Source organism: Acaryochloris thomasi RCC1774 (assembly GCF_003231495.1).
In the GTDB taxonomy this organism is placed as follows: domain Bacteria; phylum Cyanobacteriota; class Cyanobacteriia; order Thermosynechococcales; family Thermosynechococcaceae; genus RCC1774.
This window is the reverse complement of sequence record NZ_PQWO01000010.1, coordinates 21925-41298: the sequence shown is the minus strand read 5'-3', so window position 1 is coordinate 41298 and position 19374 is coordinate 21925. Positions and strand designations below refer to the sequence as shown.

The window sequence follows — 19374 nt, the reverse complement described above, 5'->3', positions numbered from 1 at the left end:
AAATATGTGTCACTCATATCTTAAACTGCCAAGGTATGACCTGCGTTTATACTTCTGGTCTAGAATATTTCCGATATCTTATAGAAGATTTTATTGGTGTCAGGTAGATGTTTCCACCTACCTGATGTTCTTATGGTTGAGCAGCTGTAGCCTTCACCAATCTGTGAAAGTTACTTACTCAACAGACTTGCTGTTGAGAGTAGCACAATGGCCCGCAGCTGTAGATGTAACCGCTGGTGCAGTTTGAGTGTTTGCCTCTGTCTCACAAACAATCTGTGAAAAAGATGTACCATCTGCAGCTTGAGAAACTGCAGAACCATAGGACTTGAGATCACCATTGACTGCTGCTGCTGTATGAGCTGCAAAGGTAGTATTGACACCCGCTGCAGTGACGCCAACATTATAGAATTTTTCGGTGATTCTAGCGTCTAGAGTACCAGTCGCGGTTGCAAAAGTATTATTTTCTAAACGATAAGCCTGCTGAGAACGGTTGATTGTGCCTAGAGTAGATTTAGCTTCAGAACCCCGAGCTTTACCAATCTGATTTAAGAAGCTAGGTAGAGCAATGGCAGCCAAAACGCCGACGATGATGATCACAACCAAAAGCTCAATTAGCGTGAATCCTTCGTTGTTCTTCTTCTTGCTAGTTAGGTGCTGGAGGTACTTAGCAGTGAATGTAGATTTCATATTCTTCAGTCTCTCTTTGTTGGAATTAAGGTTGTTGTTTTCGCTCCCACATCTACATTACCCAGCTCCTTCCGTTTTCATATCACCTCAATGAAAGTTCAGTGATCTTACCTAGAAAGCTCTCCGCATAGAGTATAGAGCCTTGATAAAGACGGTTCTCTGCCAGTGGATCTGCATAGACATAATGTGCTTTGTCTCATTACTCCTCACGTGCCAACACCGCCGCAGTAAAGCATTCTAGCCTTTTGTACTTTTATCGATAAAGCCGGTTTTTGCTCCGTATCTGCCCAAGAAAGATGGTCTATAACTTGGTTGTAGAAATTAAATTATGGAAATATGGATATCAATATTAAAAATGCCAAAGTTAATTGCTTAATTCAGCGACTGCGTGAACTGACGGGGCAAGGCCCAACCGAGATCGTAAAAGCCGCTTTAGAGCATGAGTATCGAGAGCAGAGGCGGCTGAGGCGGCAAACACGGTTAGCAAAACATTTGGCGACCCTTCAATCTACGGCGAAATGTAAAGCCAATGATTTTGGTCCAGGCTCCCTTTATAACAAAGATGGCTTTTCCATATGATTGTGGATACTGTTGTGGTTGTGCTCTCATTACAAGTGCCAAGATAGGCAGCACTGGATCAGCAGACGATCTCAGCCTCATGCTGGCAAAGACTTTCGTGCGGCAGGTTTCTGAACATCTCATCGCCGCATACTTGCGCTTGACCCAGCCTTGCATCCAATTTCACCAAAGAATCGGGTATCCTCACTGCTGAGGGAAGTCTCGATCTATATAGATAGACTCTGAGTGCTGTCCTTAACCAACGTTTATTCTTGGGAGCTGCAATGGAGTCTAATGGAACTGCGTCTCTAAAGACATCTGTCCAGCCATCTTCTTCTAGAGATCTGTTTGGCCCCCTCGCATTTGGCTTTTATGCTCTATTTACGCTATTGCCCGACAGCAGTAGTTTAGTGGTGGCTTGGCCCTGGGTCTTGCTTTGGCAGGTTGGCTTATTTCTGCCCTGGCTGTGGCTGCTCAGAACGTGGTGGATGCAGTTTCAGCTCACCCGATTGGGCTATGGCCTTGATTATGGAACAGCGCTCACCGTTTTGGGGGTATTGGGGTCAACGCTCTTGGCTCAATTCCCGCAGCAGGCTCGTTGGCATAGTTGGGCTGCATTATGTGCAATAGCCGCCCTCTATGCTCTCAACACTTGGTGTTCTAGTCCGTCACGAAGACAGAAGCTCCTCGCTGCCCAAGGTGGCTTGAGTTTGGCATTTATTGCGGTGAGTCTTAGCCTCTGGTTCTTTCAAACCCTGCTACCAGAAATGAACCGTTTGGCTGACTTACGAGCTTCGGGACTGGAGCGCTCCTTTGATTTTTCAGTATTGGAGCTGCGCAACTGGGCACCCATTGGACACCAAAATTATGTGGCGGGTTTTCTAGTTTTGACCTTGCCGCTGCTTATAGGGCTTTGCCTACGGGCCTCATCGAAATGGAAATGGGTATGGGGCCTGGGTGCGCTTTTAGGGCTTGTGGATCTTTATACCACTAGTTCCCGTGGAGGGTGGTTGGGCATGGCTCTAGTAGCCGTCTCTGGAGTAGTACTACTGAAGCGCCTATCGCCACGCTTCCGTTGGCTGATGGGGCTGGGCCTATTGATTGGTCTTTTCGGTACGGTACTGGCGAACAATCGGCTGCGTGCGCTGCTAGTGAGTGCTTTCTCTCGGGATAGTGCGGGGAGCACCGTTGCATTTCGTTTGATTACGAACGCAACGGGATGGGCAATGGGGCTGGCTCACCCACTCTTGGGTGCCGGACCCGGCAGTGTTCCGTTACTTTACCAGTCCTATCGACCGGCTTGGGCTGGCCGAGAAGCTGAACTGGTGTATCAACTCCACGGGACGCCTGCCCAGGTTTGGGCTGAGTTGGGTGCGCTGGGGATTGCTCTATGCATCTTTATGATTGGCTGGTTGGTGTATTGGGGGGTAAGGCTGTGGCAAGCACAGCCCGTAGAATTAGAGGGCGATCGCATTATGTCCTGGAGTCTGCTTGCGGGGCTAGGCGGGTATGGCATCGTTGCCTTGACTGATTATCAGCTCGATATTGTTTGCATCAGCGGCACCCTGATTCTTTACCTAGTCGGTCTGCTATCGCTTCTGCGCCAATATTTACCGTTATCTTCTGAGGTGCACAGCACGAAGCGTATCAAGATTTTATGCTGGGGACTAGTGGGACTATTGTTGGCTGTAGGGATATGGCTCGCGCCTATTCATCGAGCGTGGCAGCTTTCTAGTCGAGGTTTTGCGGCTTTAGCAGAAGAGCAATTTGAATCCTTTACTACGGATCTAGAGCAGGCCCATCAGCTTGCTCCTTGGGAGCCTTACTACTCCTATCAGTTGGGCTGGAACTTGGGCAGTGTCCGTAGTGATGACGCTCAGATTAATCAAGTTAGAGCTAGGCAAAGCCTGGAGTTTTTCGAGCGTCACGTTCAGGTGTCTCCTTCTCAAGAGTCAGGGACCAGTAGTCTGGGTTGGCAACAGCTCTTGAATCGCCAGCCGTCCCAATCAACTGAATCTTTTCTTAAATCTACGCAGCTTATGCCTGCCAAACGCGGGGGATTCTATAGTTTGGGGCAAAGTCTGCTGTTACAGGGCAAAGCAGATTTAGGGGTGCAGGCCATTGCTCTTGAAATTCTCAGAGATCCTCTCTTTCTCACCAGTCCCTTGCTGCAATCGCCGCCGACAGCAACGTTTTACCCTCAAGTACAAGAAGAGGTGGTGCAGCTCTATCAACAACTGCTAAAGACTCACTCCGCCCAAGATTCTTTAACGGCCTACTTGCATCAATGTTTAGGTGGCGTGTATTGGTGGCAGGGCAATCTCTCCGCTGCGGCAGCTCAATGGGAAAAAAGTGCCCCCCCCCTTGGAAAGGCTGTTTTATCGATCTCTAGAGGTGAGGCTATCTCTACTAATATCCCTATCCTCAAGGCTTGGTTAGAGCCTCAACAACGGATCCAGTGGCTTGAAAGAGCGCTACTGCAGGCCAATCAAGCTCTACCGAAACCGCAGGATGTTCAGGCTCTTCAGGCAGGTATGGAGCGCTCTGATTCTTTCGAACAGTGGGTTAAGAAAAATGCTCCCTTACAACAATATCCGCGCGTTCGTGCTGGTTTTGGGGTTCTCAGTCGCCACATTGATGGTCCTGCTCCGTCTGACTTTTTCCCAGTGGTCGAGAATGCTGCGGTGTCTCAGTTTTTGGCTGAGCTTTTCCCCTCTCTTGCTTATAGTCCAGCATTAGATATCGCTCTACAGCCTTTCTGCGAAAGCTTATGGCGATCTATACAGGCTTCTGAAAGCTAGGCTTGCTCTAATAGGCACCACTGGCAAACAGAACAATCCGAACGGTTTCAACCAGGATTTCAAAGTCTAGATTCAGCGTCCAGTTGTCGATGTAGTAGAGATCGAGGCGGGCGGCTTGGTCAAAGTCGTCGATGTGCGATCGCCCTGAGATTTGCCACAGCCCAGTTATGCCGGGAACGACCTGATGCCGAATATGATGCCATGAGTTAAAACGCTCAACATCTCGAATGGGTAATGGGCGTGGTCCCACTAAACTCATTTGTCCGACTAATACATTAATAAGTTGAGGCAGTTCGTCGATGCTGGTCCGGCGTAGAAAGCTACCAATCTTAGTCATGCGCGGGTCATCTTTTATCTTGAATAGAATCCCGTCCTGTGATTCGTTCTGTGCTTCTAGTTTGGCCTGAAGCATAGCAGCGTTCGCTACCATTGTGCGAAATTTCCACATCTGAAAGACTTTGCCGTGGAGTCCGACGCGCTCTTGCCGGTAAAAAACGGAGCCGGGAGAGGTTGTTTTAATTGCGATCGCAACTCCAATTAAAAAAGGAGCCAGCACCAACAACCCGCAGGCGGCAGCAACCATATCAATAGCTCGTTTAGTCCGGTAGTCTAGCCCTAGAAGCATCGGCGGCGCGGCTCGCAGGGTGGGCATTCCGGCAAAAATTTCGGAGATACCGCGACGATGCAGCACTTCTACGCTGGATGGTATCAGGCGGAGGGTTATTCCTAAGCGCCGGAGTTGCCAATAGAGGGTAGAGGCAAGTTCCGTTGGCGGTAGTTCTGCGACGATGACTTCCTGGGCTTTAGATCTGAGGATGGAATTGAGAGTTGCGTTCGCGCTGGCAGTGGAGGCAAGGGCGGCACCGACAATGTGGTAGTGCGATCGCTGCTCTAGCAATTTGGAGAGACGCGGCAAGCGCTCAGCAGGAGCAATTAGGAATAGAGCTACTGTGGGCTGTCTCTGCTCAAGCTGCTGGAGCAAAAGGGTGGAGAGGAGTCTAAACCCGATGATGAAAGTAACGCTCAGGAACCAGGCACTGAAAAAGAGCGATCGCGGGGCATCCAGCTTTGGGTCATAGAAGTAACTGACGACTAGAGCCAACAGGTAGGCGAGGCTGACCAATTGGGCAGAGCGCACATAGTCTTTCCAGGCGATGGCGCGGCTGTAAAGTCCACCACTAAACAAAATTACTAGAGTTATCCCAGAAAAGACCCAAAACAAGCTTGGTAGCCCTAGGAAGTTCCACCATACAAGTTGAGAGGGAATAGGAGAGTAAAGCTTATTGAGTTGTGCTGCAATTCTCCAAGCGCAGCCAAGAGCCGCTAAATCTACAGCTACGAGCACGCCCATATTTAGCCGTTGCTGTAAACTTTTGCGTCCAGGGTTAGCTGAACGAATCGCTCGAATATCCTCGTGAAGCGGTGTTTTTGGGGTGGGTTGGTGCACAGCAAGCAAGCTAAGGATGAGACATGATAAACCACTATGCCTATCCTACCCAGCGATGTCGCGATCATTGGCTTGGGACACTGCGGAAGTTTGATCTTGCTTCAAGGTATGCCGAAGAAGTTCTCGACTCAGTAACAAAACGAAGGCTGGATTGTTTATGAGATAGCGTTTCCAGAGACGCTTAGGTTCAGTCATTAAACGATATAGCCATTCTAAACTGAGTGCCATCATCCATCGTGGAGCTTGACTCACTTCGCCGCTATGAAAACCAAAGGCTGCGCCTACACCAATCATGACGGCGTCTAGTTGACCCTGCTGTCTTGCCATCCATAGCTCTTGTTTGGGACAGCCGAGGGCGACAAAGACAATAGCTGCACCACTTTGATGGATTTGCTCAAGACTTTGCTGCTCTTCTTCTAAGGTTAGGTCTCGGAAGGGAGGGGAGTATGCCCCTACAATTTTTAATTCTGGAAAGCGCAGCACAAGATTTTGCTGTAGCTTTTTCAGCATGGCATTTGTCCCGCCATACAAATAGATGGGTAGTTTATCTTGAGCCGCCCGCTGACAGCAGTGCAGCATTAAATCTGGGCCATAGACTCTGGTGGCCTGAGGCCAGCCTAACCAGCGCAGTGCCAAAACTAAGGGCATTCCATCGGGGGTAACCATTGCCGCGTGATTCACGACTTGTCGATAGGCGGAATTCCAGTAAGCCGTCATTACGACGTGAACGTTTGCTGCAATGATGTAGCAGGATTGTTTGGTCAGTGCCCAGTTCGAGATGCGATCGCAAGCGTCCTCATAACTTGTGATATTTAATAGAACACCCAGTAAATGATGCTTTCTGTGGTTATCTTGCTTTGTATCACTCATAGAGAGACAGGATCAAAAATATTGATGTTTTTCCCTAGGTTTCATAGAAAGAGACATCTTGCTGTAAGACACAGATTAGTGAGCCTTACGAGATAAAAGGGGGTATGTAGCCATATCTTTGTCGTTGCTTCATAAAAAATGGTGAGACTCTACTGCTTGTATCTGATTGAAGGGGACAGGGGGGTAAGACCGTATATACTTGTTCCTCACTATTACTGAAATGCTGCTGCTCTGTCTTGCTCTGACAAAAAATGCCTCAGTATGGGTATGTTATGGATGAGCCACCCGCTGTTTAACATACGGTTCTTTAATGCGCAAACAGCAACATCCGCCAGAATTAATTATTGAAGCTGGACGTACTGAACGCCAGTACTGGCAAGACTTATGGCGATATCGAGAGCTGTTCTATTTCCTCGCATGGCGTGATGTTTTGGTGCGCTATAAACAAACAGTAATTGGTATTGCTTGGGCTTTAATTCGGCCATTCTTGACAATGATGGTGTTTACCGTTGTCTTTGGTAATTTGGCTAAACTCCCATCTGAGGGAGTGCCTTATCCCATTCTAGTTTTTGCCGCAATGTTACCTTGGCAGTTTTTCGCAAATGCACTGACAGAATGCAGCAATAGTCTGATCTCGAATTCTAACTTGCTGTCGAAGGTATATTTCCCTCGCTTAATTATTCCCACCAGCGCTGTAATTGTCAGCTTTGTGGATTTTTTGATCTCGGGGATGATTATGGTGGGATTAATGGCCTGGTATAACTTTGTACCCAGTTGGCGCATTTTAGTACTGCCGCTGTTTATTATGATTGCCTTTGCTGCAGCGATGGGGGTTGGATTGTGGTTGGCTGCACTTAATGTTCAGTATCGAGATTTTCGATACATCGTGCCGTTTGTTGTCCAGTTTGGACTCTATATCTCTCCAGTTGGTTTTAGCAGTAGCATTGTGCCCGAGAGATGGCGGTTGCTCTACTTTCTTAACCCAATGGTCGGGGTTATCGACGGTTTTCGTTGGTCTATCTTAGGCCACGAGACACAACTCTATGGTTTAGGTTTTGCGTTGTCATTAGGGCTAGTACTGTTTCTGTTGGGGAGTGGTATCTGGTATTTCCGCCGAATGGAACGCACATTTGCAGATGTAATTTGAGAGGTGAGTTATGTCTGAGACTGTTATCAAGGCTGAGAATCTAGGTAAGAAATACATTATTGGTTATAAGCAGGCAGAGCAATCGCAATACAAGGCCCTACGGGATGTATTGGCGGATAGGGCTAAAGCCGTTGGAAGATATATTAATCCACTGAGCAACAACAGTGGTGAGGGGCCTACGAAAGAAGATTTCTGGGCATTGAGCGATGTCTCGTTTGAGATTAAACAAGGCGATCGCGTTGGCATTATTGGCAGGAATGGTGCTGGAAAATCGACTCTTCTAAAGGTCCTTAGCCGTATTACTGAACCGACCACTGGGCGGATCTTTATTAATGGGAGAGTTGCTAGTTTATTAGAAGTGGGTACGGGCTTTCATCCAGAACTGACTGGTAGAGAAAATATCTATCTGAATGGTGCTATTTTGGGGATGAGCAGATTTGAAATTAAACGTAAATTTGAAGAGATCGTTGATTTTGCTGAGGTTGAAAAGTTTTTAGATACCCCAGTAAAACGATATTCGAGTGGCATGTATGTCAGATTAGCCTTTGCTGTCGCTGCACATTTGGAACCAGAAATTCTTGTCGTTGATGAAGTCTTAGCTGTTGGAGACATTGCTTTCCAAAATAAATGTTTAGGTAAAATGGAAGATATCGCCACAAATAAGGGGCGAACTGTCTTGTTCGTCAGCCATAATATGGGAGCTGTGACTCAACTTTGTCAAAGTGCCTTTTGGATTGAGAATGGAACGCTCCGTGCAAACGATAATGCAGAGCATATTGTTGCACAATATTTAAGCTCTAATGCAACTAAGAAAGGCGAAAAAATATGGAAAAAAGGTATAGCCAATCTAAATGTAAATGAATTTTTATTGAAAGCTATCCGCATTGTAAACAATCAAGGGAAAATCACTTCACATATCGATCCAAGATCTGATTTTTATATTGAAATAGAGTACGATCTATTAAAGGATATTACCTCTTACAGGATTGGAGTAACTGTCAACACTTTTAGTGGGGTCAAACTATTTGATACCTATGATGTTTATGGCGAAGAGATAGGTGCATCTCGATGCCCAGGACGTTATGTAAGTCGATGTAAAATTCCAGGAAATTTTCTGAATTCCGGACAATTTTCACTAAAAATCAACGCTGGCATGAGAGGGGTAAAAAATTTTATAAGTATCGACAGTGTATTATATCTAGAGATTGCAGATATTAGCATAAATGATAATGCAAGAGGAAAGAATGAAGGTCTAATTCGTTCGCAGGCGAGCTGGAAAACATACAACAAAAAATGATTTTTGAAGAATTTAATTATGTTTGCAAAAAAAGTAAAGGCACGAATATTTAGGGGTGGGGGGGCTAAAGAAGTAATTTTTCCTGATGATACATTTCTAGTCTCTTATCCAAAGTCAGGGAATACATGGCTTCGGTTTATCATCGCAAATTTAATAACTGAGACAGAGGATGATATTGATTTTCACACCTCTATCTCAGTCATTCCCGAGATTGGTGTGCATAGTAAAATCCTTGAGAATTTATCAAGGCCAAGAATAATAAAAAGTCATCATTTATTTAACAAAAACTATCCTAAAGTAATATACCTTGTGAGAGACGCGAGAGATGTATATGTCTCCTATTATCACTATTTACGAAAAAAATTAATGTTAGATATGACATTCTCGAAATTTATTAGAAAGCAAGATATTTTCCCGAGTCGATGGCATGATCACGTCAACTCATGGATTAATGCGTCGAATATTATCTCAATAATTAGGTATGAGGATTTACTAAAAAATCCTTGTTTAGAAGTATCTAAGCTTGCAAGTATTTTGTGGAAAGATAGATTTAACGAAGAGGAAATCAAGGCTGCTGTAAAATCTTCTTCCTTCGAAAGAATGCAGAGAATTGAAGCCGAGAGAGGACGTCCGTTTAAAGATTTAAATGCAGAAGAAAAATCAACAATATTTGTAAGAAAAGGGATAAGTGGCGATTGGAAAAATCACTTTTCCAGTGAGGATGAAGATTTCATATTAGAAGAGGCTGCTACTTTACTAAAGTATTTTAATTACATCTAATGCTCTATATATAGATAATTGTCAGTGATGAAAAATCATATCAAAAGCTATGCTAAACGCTTAATCCCAAAGATTTACAGGGAAAGACTGAATAAGATTAAACCCTTTGTGATGTCTGCTTATAGGGACCTCCGATTTAAAAAACTAAGAAAGATAGTACCTCCTAAGCCAACAGTCGTAAATCTATTGGTCAATGATACATGTAATTCTCGCTGCCAGATGTGCTTGATATGGAAAAACAAAAAAAGCAAGGAGATCAGCCCTTCTGAACTAAGTATAGTATTACTAGACCCATTATTTAGTGATATAAAATACATTGGTGTGAGTGGTGGTGAGCCGACCCTGAGGTCTGATCTTTCTGAGATTTTTGAAGTAATTTGTACTAAGAAACCAAAGATTTTAGGTGCTGGATTAATTACTAATGGAATCATAGAAAATTCAGTTAGACAGAAAGTTTTAGACTGTGCCGAAGTTTGTAATTCATATGATGTTGATTTCAACTTGATGATATCTTTAGATGGCATCAGTGAAATACATGATGTGGTACGAGGTCGTAAGGGCAATTTTAATACTGCTACTTCTCTCTTAGATTTTTTTCATAATGAAACAGGAATAAATACATCCTTTGGATGTACTATTTCAGCTTCAAATGCACTATATGTTGATGAACTTCTCGACTATGCGATATCAAAAGGAATATATGGACGTTTTAGAGTAGCAGAATTTATAGATAGATTATATAACGCTGAGCAATCTCAATTTATAAGAGCATTTGATGATGTTACTTCCTATCATCTAGGTCTTTTTTTCTTCCGTCTAGAGCATGCTTTTGAAACAGATGAAATTTACAAAAAGACATATAGGAATATAAGGAAAATGCTAACGGAGGGTAAGCCAAGACAAATTGGATGTCCTTATCAATCAAATGCCGTAGTTTTAGCCTCATCAGGCGATTTACTATATTGCTCCCCTAAATCTCCAGTCCTTGGTAATTCTTTAAACGAATCTGCATCAAATATCTATTTTCAGAATCTAAGAACAAGGGAGGCGATTATCGAGAATGATTGTTCCTCTTGTATTCATGACTACCATGAGTCTTTGACTATAAATGAATTATTGAACGAGAAAATATTTTCTCGTATTAGGAAAAACAAATATAAATGTGATCTTCTTATTAGCAAGTCAATAAAATATTCTAAGATTGAATCCCTTAGTTATGATTTTTCTAACTTAAACTCTCAAAAAGTATTAATTCTTGGTTGGTATGGAACTGAAACTGTAGGCGATAAGGCTATATTATCGACTATCGTTCGAAATCTCCGAACTCGATCTATTCCTCCTAAGACAATCTATCTCTCCAGTCTCTTCCCATTTATATCTCAATGGACAATAAAAGAAATGGAGCTTGGTGAAATTACTATTGTCGAAACTTATACTCAGAACTTTGATAGCGTTTGCGCAGAAGTTGATGAGATGGTTGTTGGCGGCGGCCCTTTAATGGATATTGAGCCTCTCAATCATATCCTTTATGCTTTTATCCAAAGTGCAAAATATAATTCAATTGCCAGGATTGAAGGATGTGGTCTTGGACCATTGTCACAACCAATTTATATGCAGGTTGTTTCTGAAATCTTTAGGCTTTCTAATCATATTACTCTTCGAGATCGAGCTTCTACTGAGCGTTGTCTCAATGATTTTTCTATTGCCCCATCAGATACTGTTGCCGATCCCGCCACTTACTATGTCTTAGAGCAAAGGGAAAAGCTAATACAATCTATGCCTCCTCAAGGCATGGGATCTACAATATCTTGCTTTTTAAGAGAATGGGGAAAAGAATATTCTCTTGGTTTAGAGCAACAAGAATACGAGTTAGCTAAGAACAAGTTTGAATTTCAGTTAGCACACTTGATTGCATTCGTTGCTCAAGCTAAAAACTTAGATGTCCACCTTCTACCAATGCATGTATTTCATGTTGGTGGAGATGATAGAGTTTTCAATCGTTCTCTTGCGAGATCTATTCAATCTAAATTGAGTAGATCGAGTGGGCTGAATAATGTCTCCTTTGCTAGGGAGCCAGTATCTCCGTTTGTGATTTTGCATAATATGTTCCATTCACAATTAAATATTTGCATGAGATTTCACTCTGTTGTATTTGCAGAAAATCTTGATGTGCCATACTTTGCGATTGATTATACTAGTGGAGGTAAAATAGAGGCATATTTGCGAGATGTCGGTAAACTTAACAGATTGATTTCGGTTCATGATATTGCTAATGGCAATTGGAAAGAAAAAATGGAAATTTTGCTTTCAACTGGCTAATATATTATGACTATGCTGCAGCTCTTTTTTGTAATGTTGGTATCCTATTGTGTGTACCCTAGTGCTTATGAGGGTTTTACATATCAATCAAACCGATATTGAAGGTGGTGCTGCGATTGCGGCGTATCGATTACATGAAGGTCTGTTGGAAAATACAGTCGATTCTCAGCTACTTGTAGATATATGCAAGTCACAAAATAAGCTTGTATCAACCATCTCCCGTAAAAGGGCAATCGATGCCTTAGTCTCACGTGTCTTCTCAGGCTTTGGTCTCAATTATCTTCATATTCTCAGCAGCTTTAATATTAAGCATCAAAAGAGTTATCAAGAAGCTGATATCGTTAACCTCCATAATATTCATGGCGATTACTTTAATTATCTAGCGCTTCCCCATTTGACTCAGCAGAAGCCAACGGTTTGGACTCTTCATGATATGTGGAGCTTTACAGGGCATTGTGCTTATAGCTTTGACTGTAATCGTTGGCAGATTGGATGTGGACAATGTCCATATCCTGAGACCTATCCTCAAATTGGTAAAGATGCTAGTCATTTGGAATGGCGACTCAAAGACTGGCTTTATAGCCATTCTAATCTAGATATAGTTGTTCCGAGTTCTTGGCTATATAAACTGACTCAAGCAAGTCTTCTCAATAAGTTTCCTATTCACCATATCCCCAATGGCATTAATACAAGCTCATACTACCCTCTAGATCCTCAACAGTGCAGAGCTATTTTAGGTATACCTTCAAACCGCAGGGTGCTAATGTTTGCTGCCGATCGTCTCAGTGATCTACGTAAAGGCATTGACCTGCTATACAGATCCCTCGCGCAATTATCCCCTTCCCTAAAACAGGAAATTATTCTTCTGACGCTGGGGGCTGGTGAGGTAACGCCTGCAGATGACCTTGGTATTCAACACATCAGTTTGGGGTATACAGGAAGCGATCGCTTTAAAGCCATTGCCTATTCTGCTGCTGATCTCTTTCTATTTCCGACTCGTGCGGATAATTTGCCGCTCACATTGCAAGAAAGTATGGCTTGTGGAACCCCCATTATTTCTTTTGATATAGGAGGCGTTCCTGATCTCGTCCGACCTGGGAAGACGGGGTTTTTAGCTAAACCAGAAGACAGTCATGATTTTGCCCAAGGAATTATAGAACTACTCGAAGATGATGCCTTACGTGCCTCTTTTGGGAAAAAATGTCGTAGTATTGCTTGCGAAGAATACTCACTCTCTTTACAAGCTCAAAGATATATAAAAATCTATGAAAAAATAAGAAAAAATGCAGCATACAAATGATTTATTAGTCTTTATTATTATTCCTGTTCATAATCGAAAGTCAATAACATTTTCCTGCTTAAAGCATCTCAGAGAAATAGGAGATCTATGTCGTTATCAGATTGTGGTTGTTGATGATGGTTCAACTGATGGTACATTTACCATGCTTGAAGAGGATTTTCCTGAAGTAACTGTTCTGAGTGGAGATGGGGATTTGTGGTGGGCAGGGGCAATTGTAAGGGGTATGGAGTATGCAATTGAGCATGGAGCTGATTACTTTGTTTGGTTAAATGATGACACCTTCCCCTCTGTTGGAACTATTAAAAGGATGGTTGCAGAATGTGCAGAGCATACGAAAATTATTGCATCTGCCCAATGCTACTCCGCCCAGAATCTGCAATATCCTACTTACGGTGGTCATAAAAAGTCTCTTACTTCTACCCGACTTATTTTCACGCCAAAAAATAGCCTTGTTGAGTGTGATTGTTTAAGTGGGAATTTAGTATGCTTCCCAAAAATAGTTGTAGATCAGTTAGGTTTTCCTCCTGCAGATAAATTGCCGCATTGTCTGGCAGACATAGCCTATACATGGCAAGCAAAAAAATATGGTTATCGTCTAAGGGTTATTGGTGATGCAACGGCTGTGTGTGAGTTCAATCCATCTGAAGAAGGATGGGCTTCAAGTCCAATATCGATGAAGGCTAGGTGGAAAGAGATTTTTACGCTGAAGTCTAACTTATATCCACCTGCATTTTGGTACTTCTGTAGAAAAACCTATGATCAGTTAGCGCTATTTGTTTTTGTCAGAATGTACTTGAATTTTATTCTGTTTATAATTCTAAGAGCTTTATTACCTGTTAGCATTTTACAAAAAATCAGAGATTTAAAAAATATTCTATATAAGGATCAACTCAGCAAAGAATTTGCATCAAGCTTTGACGCAAATTCTGTAGAGATGGAAATGAAAAATAAATAACGATTACTCATGTCTGGTCGTATGCTATCTCCCGCTAAGGAACTAGTGTTTATTATAATTCCAGTTCACAATCGCAAAGAAATTACGCTGGCTTGTCTAGAGAATCTTGATGTAACGGGTGATCTAGGAAAATTTCATGTTGTTGTTGTTGATGATGGTTCTACTGATGGAACAGGAGTAGCTGTTCGTAATGCTTTTCCGCAAGTTAATGTACTCGAAGGTCATGGAAGCCTTTGGTGGACTGGGGCGATCGTTCAAGGGATGAAATATTCCTATGAGCAGGGAGCTAAGTATTTCATCTGGCTGAATGATGATTCAACGATATTGCGAGATACACTTTCTAGCTTGGTGGACTATTGTCAGAAACATCCACGTTCAATTATTGGCAGCCAAGGCTTTTGCCAGAATGGGGGATTAGCGTATGGCGGCAAGAAAAAAACTCTACGAGGATATCGTTTTATTCAGGCACCAGATAATAGTGTTATTTCATGTGATTTGTTAAGTGGTAATATCGTTTGTCTTCCTAGAGAAGTCATTGATGAAATCGGCTATCCGGATTTTTTCAGAACACCTCACTATGGAGGGGATTCGCTGTACCTGATTAGGGCGCATCAACATAAATTTAGTATTTTTGTTGATGGCCGTTATCCAGCAGTTAGTCTTCCTGGCCAATCACCTCTTTATCCCACTAACTGGTTGTCCACAGATAACGAGCCAAACCAACTCATTAAGCTAATGTTTAATCCTTACTCCGGTCTCAGTTGGCGTGTCTGGTTTCATATCAATTGGGAAGCCTACTCTTTCTGGGGTTTAGTAATGTTTCTAAAAAAATATACTTCTATTTTATGTATAACTTTCTACCGATATATTCGTCGGTTTAGTCATCTATGTTAATCCTTTGATAATCAAGCCCAGAAACTAAAATCAAGTTCGTTGGCCTTAGTGAAATAAATTTTACGATGTCCCATACGCTTTCAGTCATCATCACTTGTTACTCAGAAGGTGATTTATTGCATGAGGCAGTCCAGAGTGTCATAAGTCAGTCTAAGACTCCCTTGGAAATTATTGTTGTGAATGATTCCTCTACGGATCCTGAAACGATTAAGGCTTGCAGAACCCTTGACGCTAATCCTCTGGTGACCGTTATCAATCGTCATGAGAATGGTGGTACCTCAGCAGCACGTAATGATGGTGTGCAAGCTGCAACTGGTGATATTTGCTTAATGCTAGATGGGGATGATTTGCTTCCGCCGGAGGCTTTATCAACAGTACAGAATGTTTTTGATCAGCACCCAGCGGCTGGGTTTATCTTTGGAGACTACCTGCGCCAAGATAATCCCCAGCAGCCAGCTCAGTGCATTACTCCCGGGCAACCCATTCTCAGCTACCAATTGAAAGCTCGCCCCTTGTCCCTTAGTTCTAATTGGACTTTATTGGGGACTTCTCCTATTAAGCGAAAACTTTGGCAAAGTGTTGGTGGTTACGATCTCAACTTTGGGGTTCAAGATTTACACGATGTTGAATTTTGGGTGCGTGTGCTAGCAACGGGTTGTTCCTATGCTTATGCCCCTCAACCGATTTATCTCTGGCGCAAGTACTTCGGTAGCAATAGTCGCCAAGTAACCCCGCTAGCCTGGTATCGCCTTGCCGAATCACATTTCGATATCTACTGTGCCTCTGGACTGGAGTATCGCGCCAACGAGCTTCTATTGCTGGGTAGTAAGTGGATGTATCAAACAGAGAAGATTCAGTATTATGGTGGGGCCCTATTTCAAAATATTAGGCAGGGGCAGTATCAATTTTCTAGTTTCTTAGCATTAATGATTCCGGCCGGAGTCTTACAGTTGTTCTCTGAATATAAAAGGCGCAACCGATAGGTTTGACTTAGAATACCTAACGGCTGATTTGCATATCGCGCTGGCGCAGCTGCTGAATAAAGAAATCCTCTAACGAAGGCCGCACTAAATCCAACTTGAGCAATGTGGCCTCCATTGCCGAGAGCGATCGCAAAAAATCTTCTGCATTTCCCTGCAGCCGACCGCGCCACTGCCCCGCCTGGAAATCAAGATCGGCAACCCAGTCCTGCAGCACCTGTTGACTGCCGCCTTTCCCTTTCACCTGATAATGTTCGCTACTAGTGCCGAGCAACTCATCCATCGTGCCCTCGCAGATTAGTTCTCCCTTGGCGAGGATGGCGATGCGATCGCAAATAATTTCCACATCCGACAGCACATGACTATTGAAGAACACCGTCTTGCCTTGCTGCTTCAGCGACAGGATAATTTCCCTGATTTGGTAGCGCCCTAGTGGATCAAGCCCCGACATTGGCTCATCTAAAAACACCAGCTCTGGATCATTAATCAGCGCCTGGGCCATCCCGACCCGCTGCAGCATCCCCTTCGAATACTTCCGCATCTGCTTTTTCTTCGCCGCTGATCGGTCTAGCTTCACCAGATCTAACAGTTCAGGAATGCGCCGCCGCTGCACCTTCGCCGGAATCTGAAAGATGCCCGCAATAAATTCCAAAAACTCCCAGCCCGTTAGATGATCGTAGAAATAAGGGTTCTCAGGCAAATAGCCAATCTTTTGTTTGACGTTGCGATCGCCTAACGGTTTACCCAATACAAAACCACGCCCTGCAGTGGGCTTGGCAATCCCCAGCAGCGTCTTGAGCAGCGTCGTTTTACCCGCTCCATTGGGACCGAGCAGTCCAAACGTTTCTCCCGGCATCACCTGTAAACTGCACTGCTTAAGCGAAGAAACCTTTCTGTTCATCCAAAAGCCGGTTCGATAAGCCTTCTGGAGATTGAACGTCTGGATAATTGGCTGCGGTTCTGTCTGCAACGGTTCAGTTCGAGGGTGGGTAATCGTAGTCATAATCTTCTTTACAGTTCACCAGTAAAGTAAAGCAGCACTGGGTCTTAGCCCTTCATATTGTAGGTTGCCCGCATAAGCAACCTTGATTAACAATTGAAGCTGCCTAACGAAACACCAATAACACTGACTGCAGTAGACCAATCAAGACTCCTAAAACACCACCCAGCGTCACAATAGCCTGCAGCTCTGTTTTAACAATGCCCTGAATTGCCGTCTCTAAATCCTCTGGTGGAGTCTGATTGACGCGATCGATAATCACCTGATCTAGATTCAGAATGGGAAGTGCTTTCGCCACTAACTGCTCTAAATCACCTTCTAGGTAACGTTCTAAAATCAACGCTAACTCTTGGCTAATCGTATCCAAAGAATCAGCTACTGCCTCTGAGACACTTAACCGCTGCACTAAAACCTTGGCGGTCTCGTCCCAGTCAAAGGATTGCGTTAACCTTTGCAGCACCGGCTCCCCACGGGTCTGGGTATAGCTGCGTACGCTTTCACGGAAGGCGCGACGCAGTTCTTTTACCGTTTTATTCGGTAGCGTCTGCAGTGAAAAACCAGAGAACCATTCCGTTAGCCCTTGCCGCATCCCTAAAGAGACAATCAGATCCTTCAGCACCAGCGTGGCTGCACGGGGTTCTTCAATGAGAAACGTGCGGAAACGGACGAGTGCACTTTCGGCCCCCACCGCGTTGGCGACCAGCCAATAGGTGCCCCGCGTTCGTTCTCGAAAGCTGGCATCTAAAGTAGCGATATTGCGATCCGTCAGAAAGTCGGTGAGAATCAATCGCAGCGTTTTGACCGGGAAAACATCGTCCAGCACCCAGTCCGCCAATTGCCGAGCCTGCGCTTCATTGAGCTGCAAATCTAGAACAATTTGATCAAAAATTTGGTTGAGCTGCGCCTCCAAGAAGTCATCTTGCTCCGCCAGTTGGGCCACTAGCCGAGGCAGAGACTGGCTGGCAAAATCATGAAGAATGAGCGACAGAATGGCGGCTGTCTTCTCTTTTTTGTCGGCTTTTACCTGATCGAGCGCCAGCCGCAGCAGCCACAAAATAATGCTCTGAATCCGCTCTGTTTGCAGCAGCCGCTGGGCAATCGCCTGTAGCTCTTCTGGCGTCAGCAGCGATGTCATAATCGCATCAGAGACCTTCTGCGCTAGCCGATCTTGATTCCGAGGGATTAGGCCTGGAGTGAACGGCAGCGCTCGCCCGCCTAGCTTAATGGCGCGGTAGGGGCGAAACAGCATTTTGATCGCCAGATCATTGGTGAAGTAGCCAATCACGCCACCCGCAACCGGTGGCAAGGCAATCACCCATAGCGTAGACCAGTTCAAACGGACCTCCTCCGTCCAACAGTGCAGACCGCACTTCTATCAATCTAGGGGGCGTATTGCGATTGCGCAATGTGCCACAGAGCAGAGTCTCGGCTTCATGCCTGATTGTCTTGCCATCAGACCATTACAAACTGCTAGAGTCCAGACTTTGCGATTCTCCTAACGTCTGCGGCAGGTGTATACCACACTCCTGCTTTAATCCCTGGAAACGGGTATCCCGCTCGCTGTCATCTTCGCCGGTTACCGGGCGGCTAGAGTGCCAGTCTCCAACGGTAACGTAGCCTTGATCAAAAAGAGGATGGTAGGGCAGGTCATGTGCCGTTAGATATTCATAGATATCCTTTGAGTTCCAGCTTAAAATTGGCAGGATCTTGTAGCAGCCTGCCTGTTGACCTACAATCTGTAGCCCCTGACGATAGTCTGTTTGACCGCGCCGCAGCCCTGCCAACCAAGCAGTGGCTTTAAGATCCTGTAGCGCCCGCTGCATGGGCTCTACTTTGCGAATCTGATCATACTGGTTGAGCGCTTCAACGCTATTCTGCTCCCAGAGTTTTCCATGCAGGGCCTCCATCCGCGCTGGACTGACGGAAGACTGATAAACCTGAAGATTGAGCTGTAGCCGCTCTGTCAACTGCTCAGCAAACTGATAAGTCTGGGGGGGTAAATAGCCTGTGTCAACCCAAATCACCGGTATTCTGGGCTGCACCTGCGTGGCTAAATGCAGCGTCACGGCGGCTTGAATGCCAAAACTTGTGCTCACCACAAGTCCCTGAGCAAACGTTTCGTCGGCCCAATTGACAACTTGCTCTGCCTTGGCACTCTCAAGTTGGTGGTTAACTGCCTCTAACTGATTTTTTAGAGGAGCGGCTACGTTGCGGTGGTCAGTTGGGGAATGTTGCATTAGAGAATCAAGCGTCTTGGCCTCAACTCAAGAGGACAGCCAAGTCTAGTTTTAGCATGGTTGCCTGACGCGACACCACACAGGCGCGCTCTGCAGATCTTG

Annotated in this window: 16 protein-coding genes; 10 read left to right on the top strand and 6 right to left on the bottom strand. The window is 44.5% G+C overall.

The window, feature by feature from the left end; all coding sequences use genetic code 11:
* Nucleotides 1-174 precede the first annotated feature (174 nt).
* The gene (locus tag C1752_RS15740) at nt 175-687 is read right to left on the bottom strand and encodes a type IV pilin-like G/H family protein (RefSeq protein WP_110987014.1); all 513 of its coding nucleotides are present in this window, start codon (nt 685-687) and stop codon (nt 175-177) included.
* A 336-nt stretch (nt 688-1023) separates the two neighbouring features.
* On the opposite strand from C1752_RS15740, the gene C1752_RS15735 reads away from it, so the two are divergent.
* Both C1752_RS15735 and C1752_RS15730 read left to right on the top strand, forming a co-directional pair.
* Complete coding sequence (locus C1752_RS15735) at nt 1024-1266, top strand: type II toxin-antitoxin system VapB family antitoxin (protein ID WP_110987013.1); 243 nt, start codon at nt 1024-1026, stop codon at nt 1264-1266.
* Nucleotides 1267-1529: 263 nt separating this feature from the next.
* On the top strand, nt 1530-4046 hold the full coding sequence (locus C1752_RS15730) for an O-antigen ligase family protein (protein WP_110987012.1): 2517 nt from the start codon (nt 1530-1532) through the stop codon (nt 4044-4046).
* A gap of 7 nt (nt 4047-4053) precedes the next feature.
* On the opposite strand, the gene C1752_RS15725 is transcribed toward C1752_RS15730, so the two are convergent.
* Together C1752_RS15725 and C1752_RS15720 are read right to left on the bottom strand one after the other, a co-directional pair.
* Nucleotides 4054-5493, bottom strand: coding sequence for a sugar transferase (locus C1752_RS15725; protein ID WP_233501631.1), 1440 nt, complete (start codon nt 5491-5493; stop codon nt 4054-4056).
* Between the two features lie 45 nt (nt 5494-5538).
* Nucleotides 5539-6363 (bottom strand): WecB/TagA/CpsF family glycosyltransferase, encoded by an 825-nt coding sequence (locus C1752_RS15720; protein ID WP_110987010.1) that lies wholly within the window; start codon nt 6361-6363, stop codon nt 5539-5541.
* A 310-nt stretch (nt 6364-6673) separates the two neighbouring features.
* On the opposite strand from C1752_RS15720, the gene C1752_RS15715 reads away from it, so the two are divergent.
* The 8 genes from C1752_RS15715 to C1752_RS15680 all read left to right on the top strand — a co-directional run bounded on the left by C1752_RS15715 (nt 6674) and on the right by C1752_RS15680 (nt 16038).
* Nucleotides 6674-7510 carry an ABC transporter permease gene (locus C1752_RS15715; RefSeq protein ID WP_110987009.1) on the top strand — a complete coding sequence of 279 codons (837 nt, stop codon included), beginning with the start codon at nt 6674-6676 and terminating at the stop codon, nt 7508-7510.
* Between the two features lie 10 nt (nt 7511-7520).
* Nucleotides 7521-8807 carry an ABC transporter ATP-binding protein gene (locus tag C1752_RS15710; protein ID WP_110987008.1) on the top strand — a complete coding sequence of 429 codons (1287 nt, stop codon included), beginning with the start codon at nt 7521-7523 and terminating at the stop codon, nt 8805-8807.
* A gap of 18 nt (nt 8808-8825) precedes the next feature.
* Nucleotides 8826-9587: a sulfotransferase domain-containing protein gene (locus C1752_RS15705; RefSeq protein WP_110987007.1), complete on the top strand. Its 762-nt coding sequence runs from the start codon at nt 8826-8828 to the stop codon at nt 9585-9587.
* 27 nt (nt 9588-9614) lie between these two features.
* Nucleotides 9615-11906 carry a polysaccharide pyruvyl transferase family protein gene (locus C1752_RS15700; RefSeq protein WP_110987006.1) on the top strand — a complete coding sequence of 764 codons (2292 nt, stop codon included), beginning with the start codon at nt 9615-9617 and terminating at the stop codon, nt 11904-11906.
* A gap of 67 nt (nt 11907-11973) precedes the next feature.
* Entirely contained in the window at nt 11974-13206 is a 1233-nt protein-coding gene (locus C1752_RS15695) for a glycosyltransferase family 4 protein (protein WP_110987005.1), read from the top strand.
* Nucleotides 13190-14161 (top strand): glycosyltransferase family 2 protein, encoded by a 972-nt coding sequence (locus C1752_RS15690; RefSeq protein ID WP_110987004.1) that lies wholly within the window; start codon nt 13190-13192, stop codon nt 14159-14161. The genes C1752_RS15695 and C1752_RS15690 overlap by 17 nt, the downstream gene beginning before the upstream one ends.
* Before the next feature lie 9 nt (nt 14162-14170).
* Complete coding sequence (locus tag C1752_RS15685; RefSeq protein ID WP_233501630.1) at nt 14171-15055, top strand: glycosyltransferase family 2 protein; 885 nt, start codon at nt 14171-14173, stop codon at nt 15053-15055.
* Nucleotides 15056-15120: 65 nt separating this feature from the next.
* A complete protein-coding gene (locus C1752_RS15680; protein WP_110987002.1) occupies nt 15121-16038 on the top strand; it encodes a glycosyltransferase family 2 protein in 918 nt (305 codons plus the stop codon).
* A gap of 16 nt (nt 16039-16054) precedes the next feature.
* On the opposite strand, the gene C1752_RS15675 is transcribed toward C1752_RS15680, so the two are convergent.
* The 3 genes from C1752_RS15675 to C1752_RS15665 form a co-directional block, all read right to left on the bottom strand.
* Nucleotides 16055-17038 carry an ABC transporter ATP-binding protein gene (locus C1752_RS15675; protein WP_110987001.1) on the bottom strand — a complete coding sequence of 328 codons (984 nt, stop codon included), beginning with the start codon at nt 17036-17038 and terminating at the stop codon, nt 16055-16057.
* 103 nt (nt 17039-17141) lie between these two features.
* On the bottom strand, nt 17142-18371 hold the full coding sequence (locus tag C1752_RS15670; RefSeq protein WP_110987000.1) for a DUF445 domain-containing protein: 1230 nt from the start codon (nt 18369-18371) through the stop codon (nt 17142-17144).
* 124 nt (nt 18372-18495) lie between these two features.
* A complete protein-coding gene (locus C1752_RS15665; RefSeq protein WP_110986999.1) occupies nt 18496-19272 on the bottom strand; it encodes a phosphoadenylyl-sulfate reductase in 777 nt (258 codons plus the stop codon).
* Nucleotides 19273-19374: the final 102 nt, after the last annotated feature.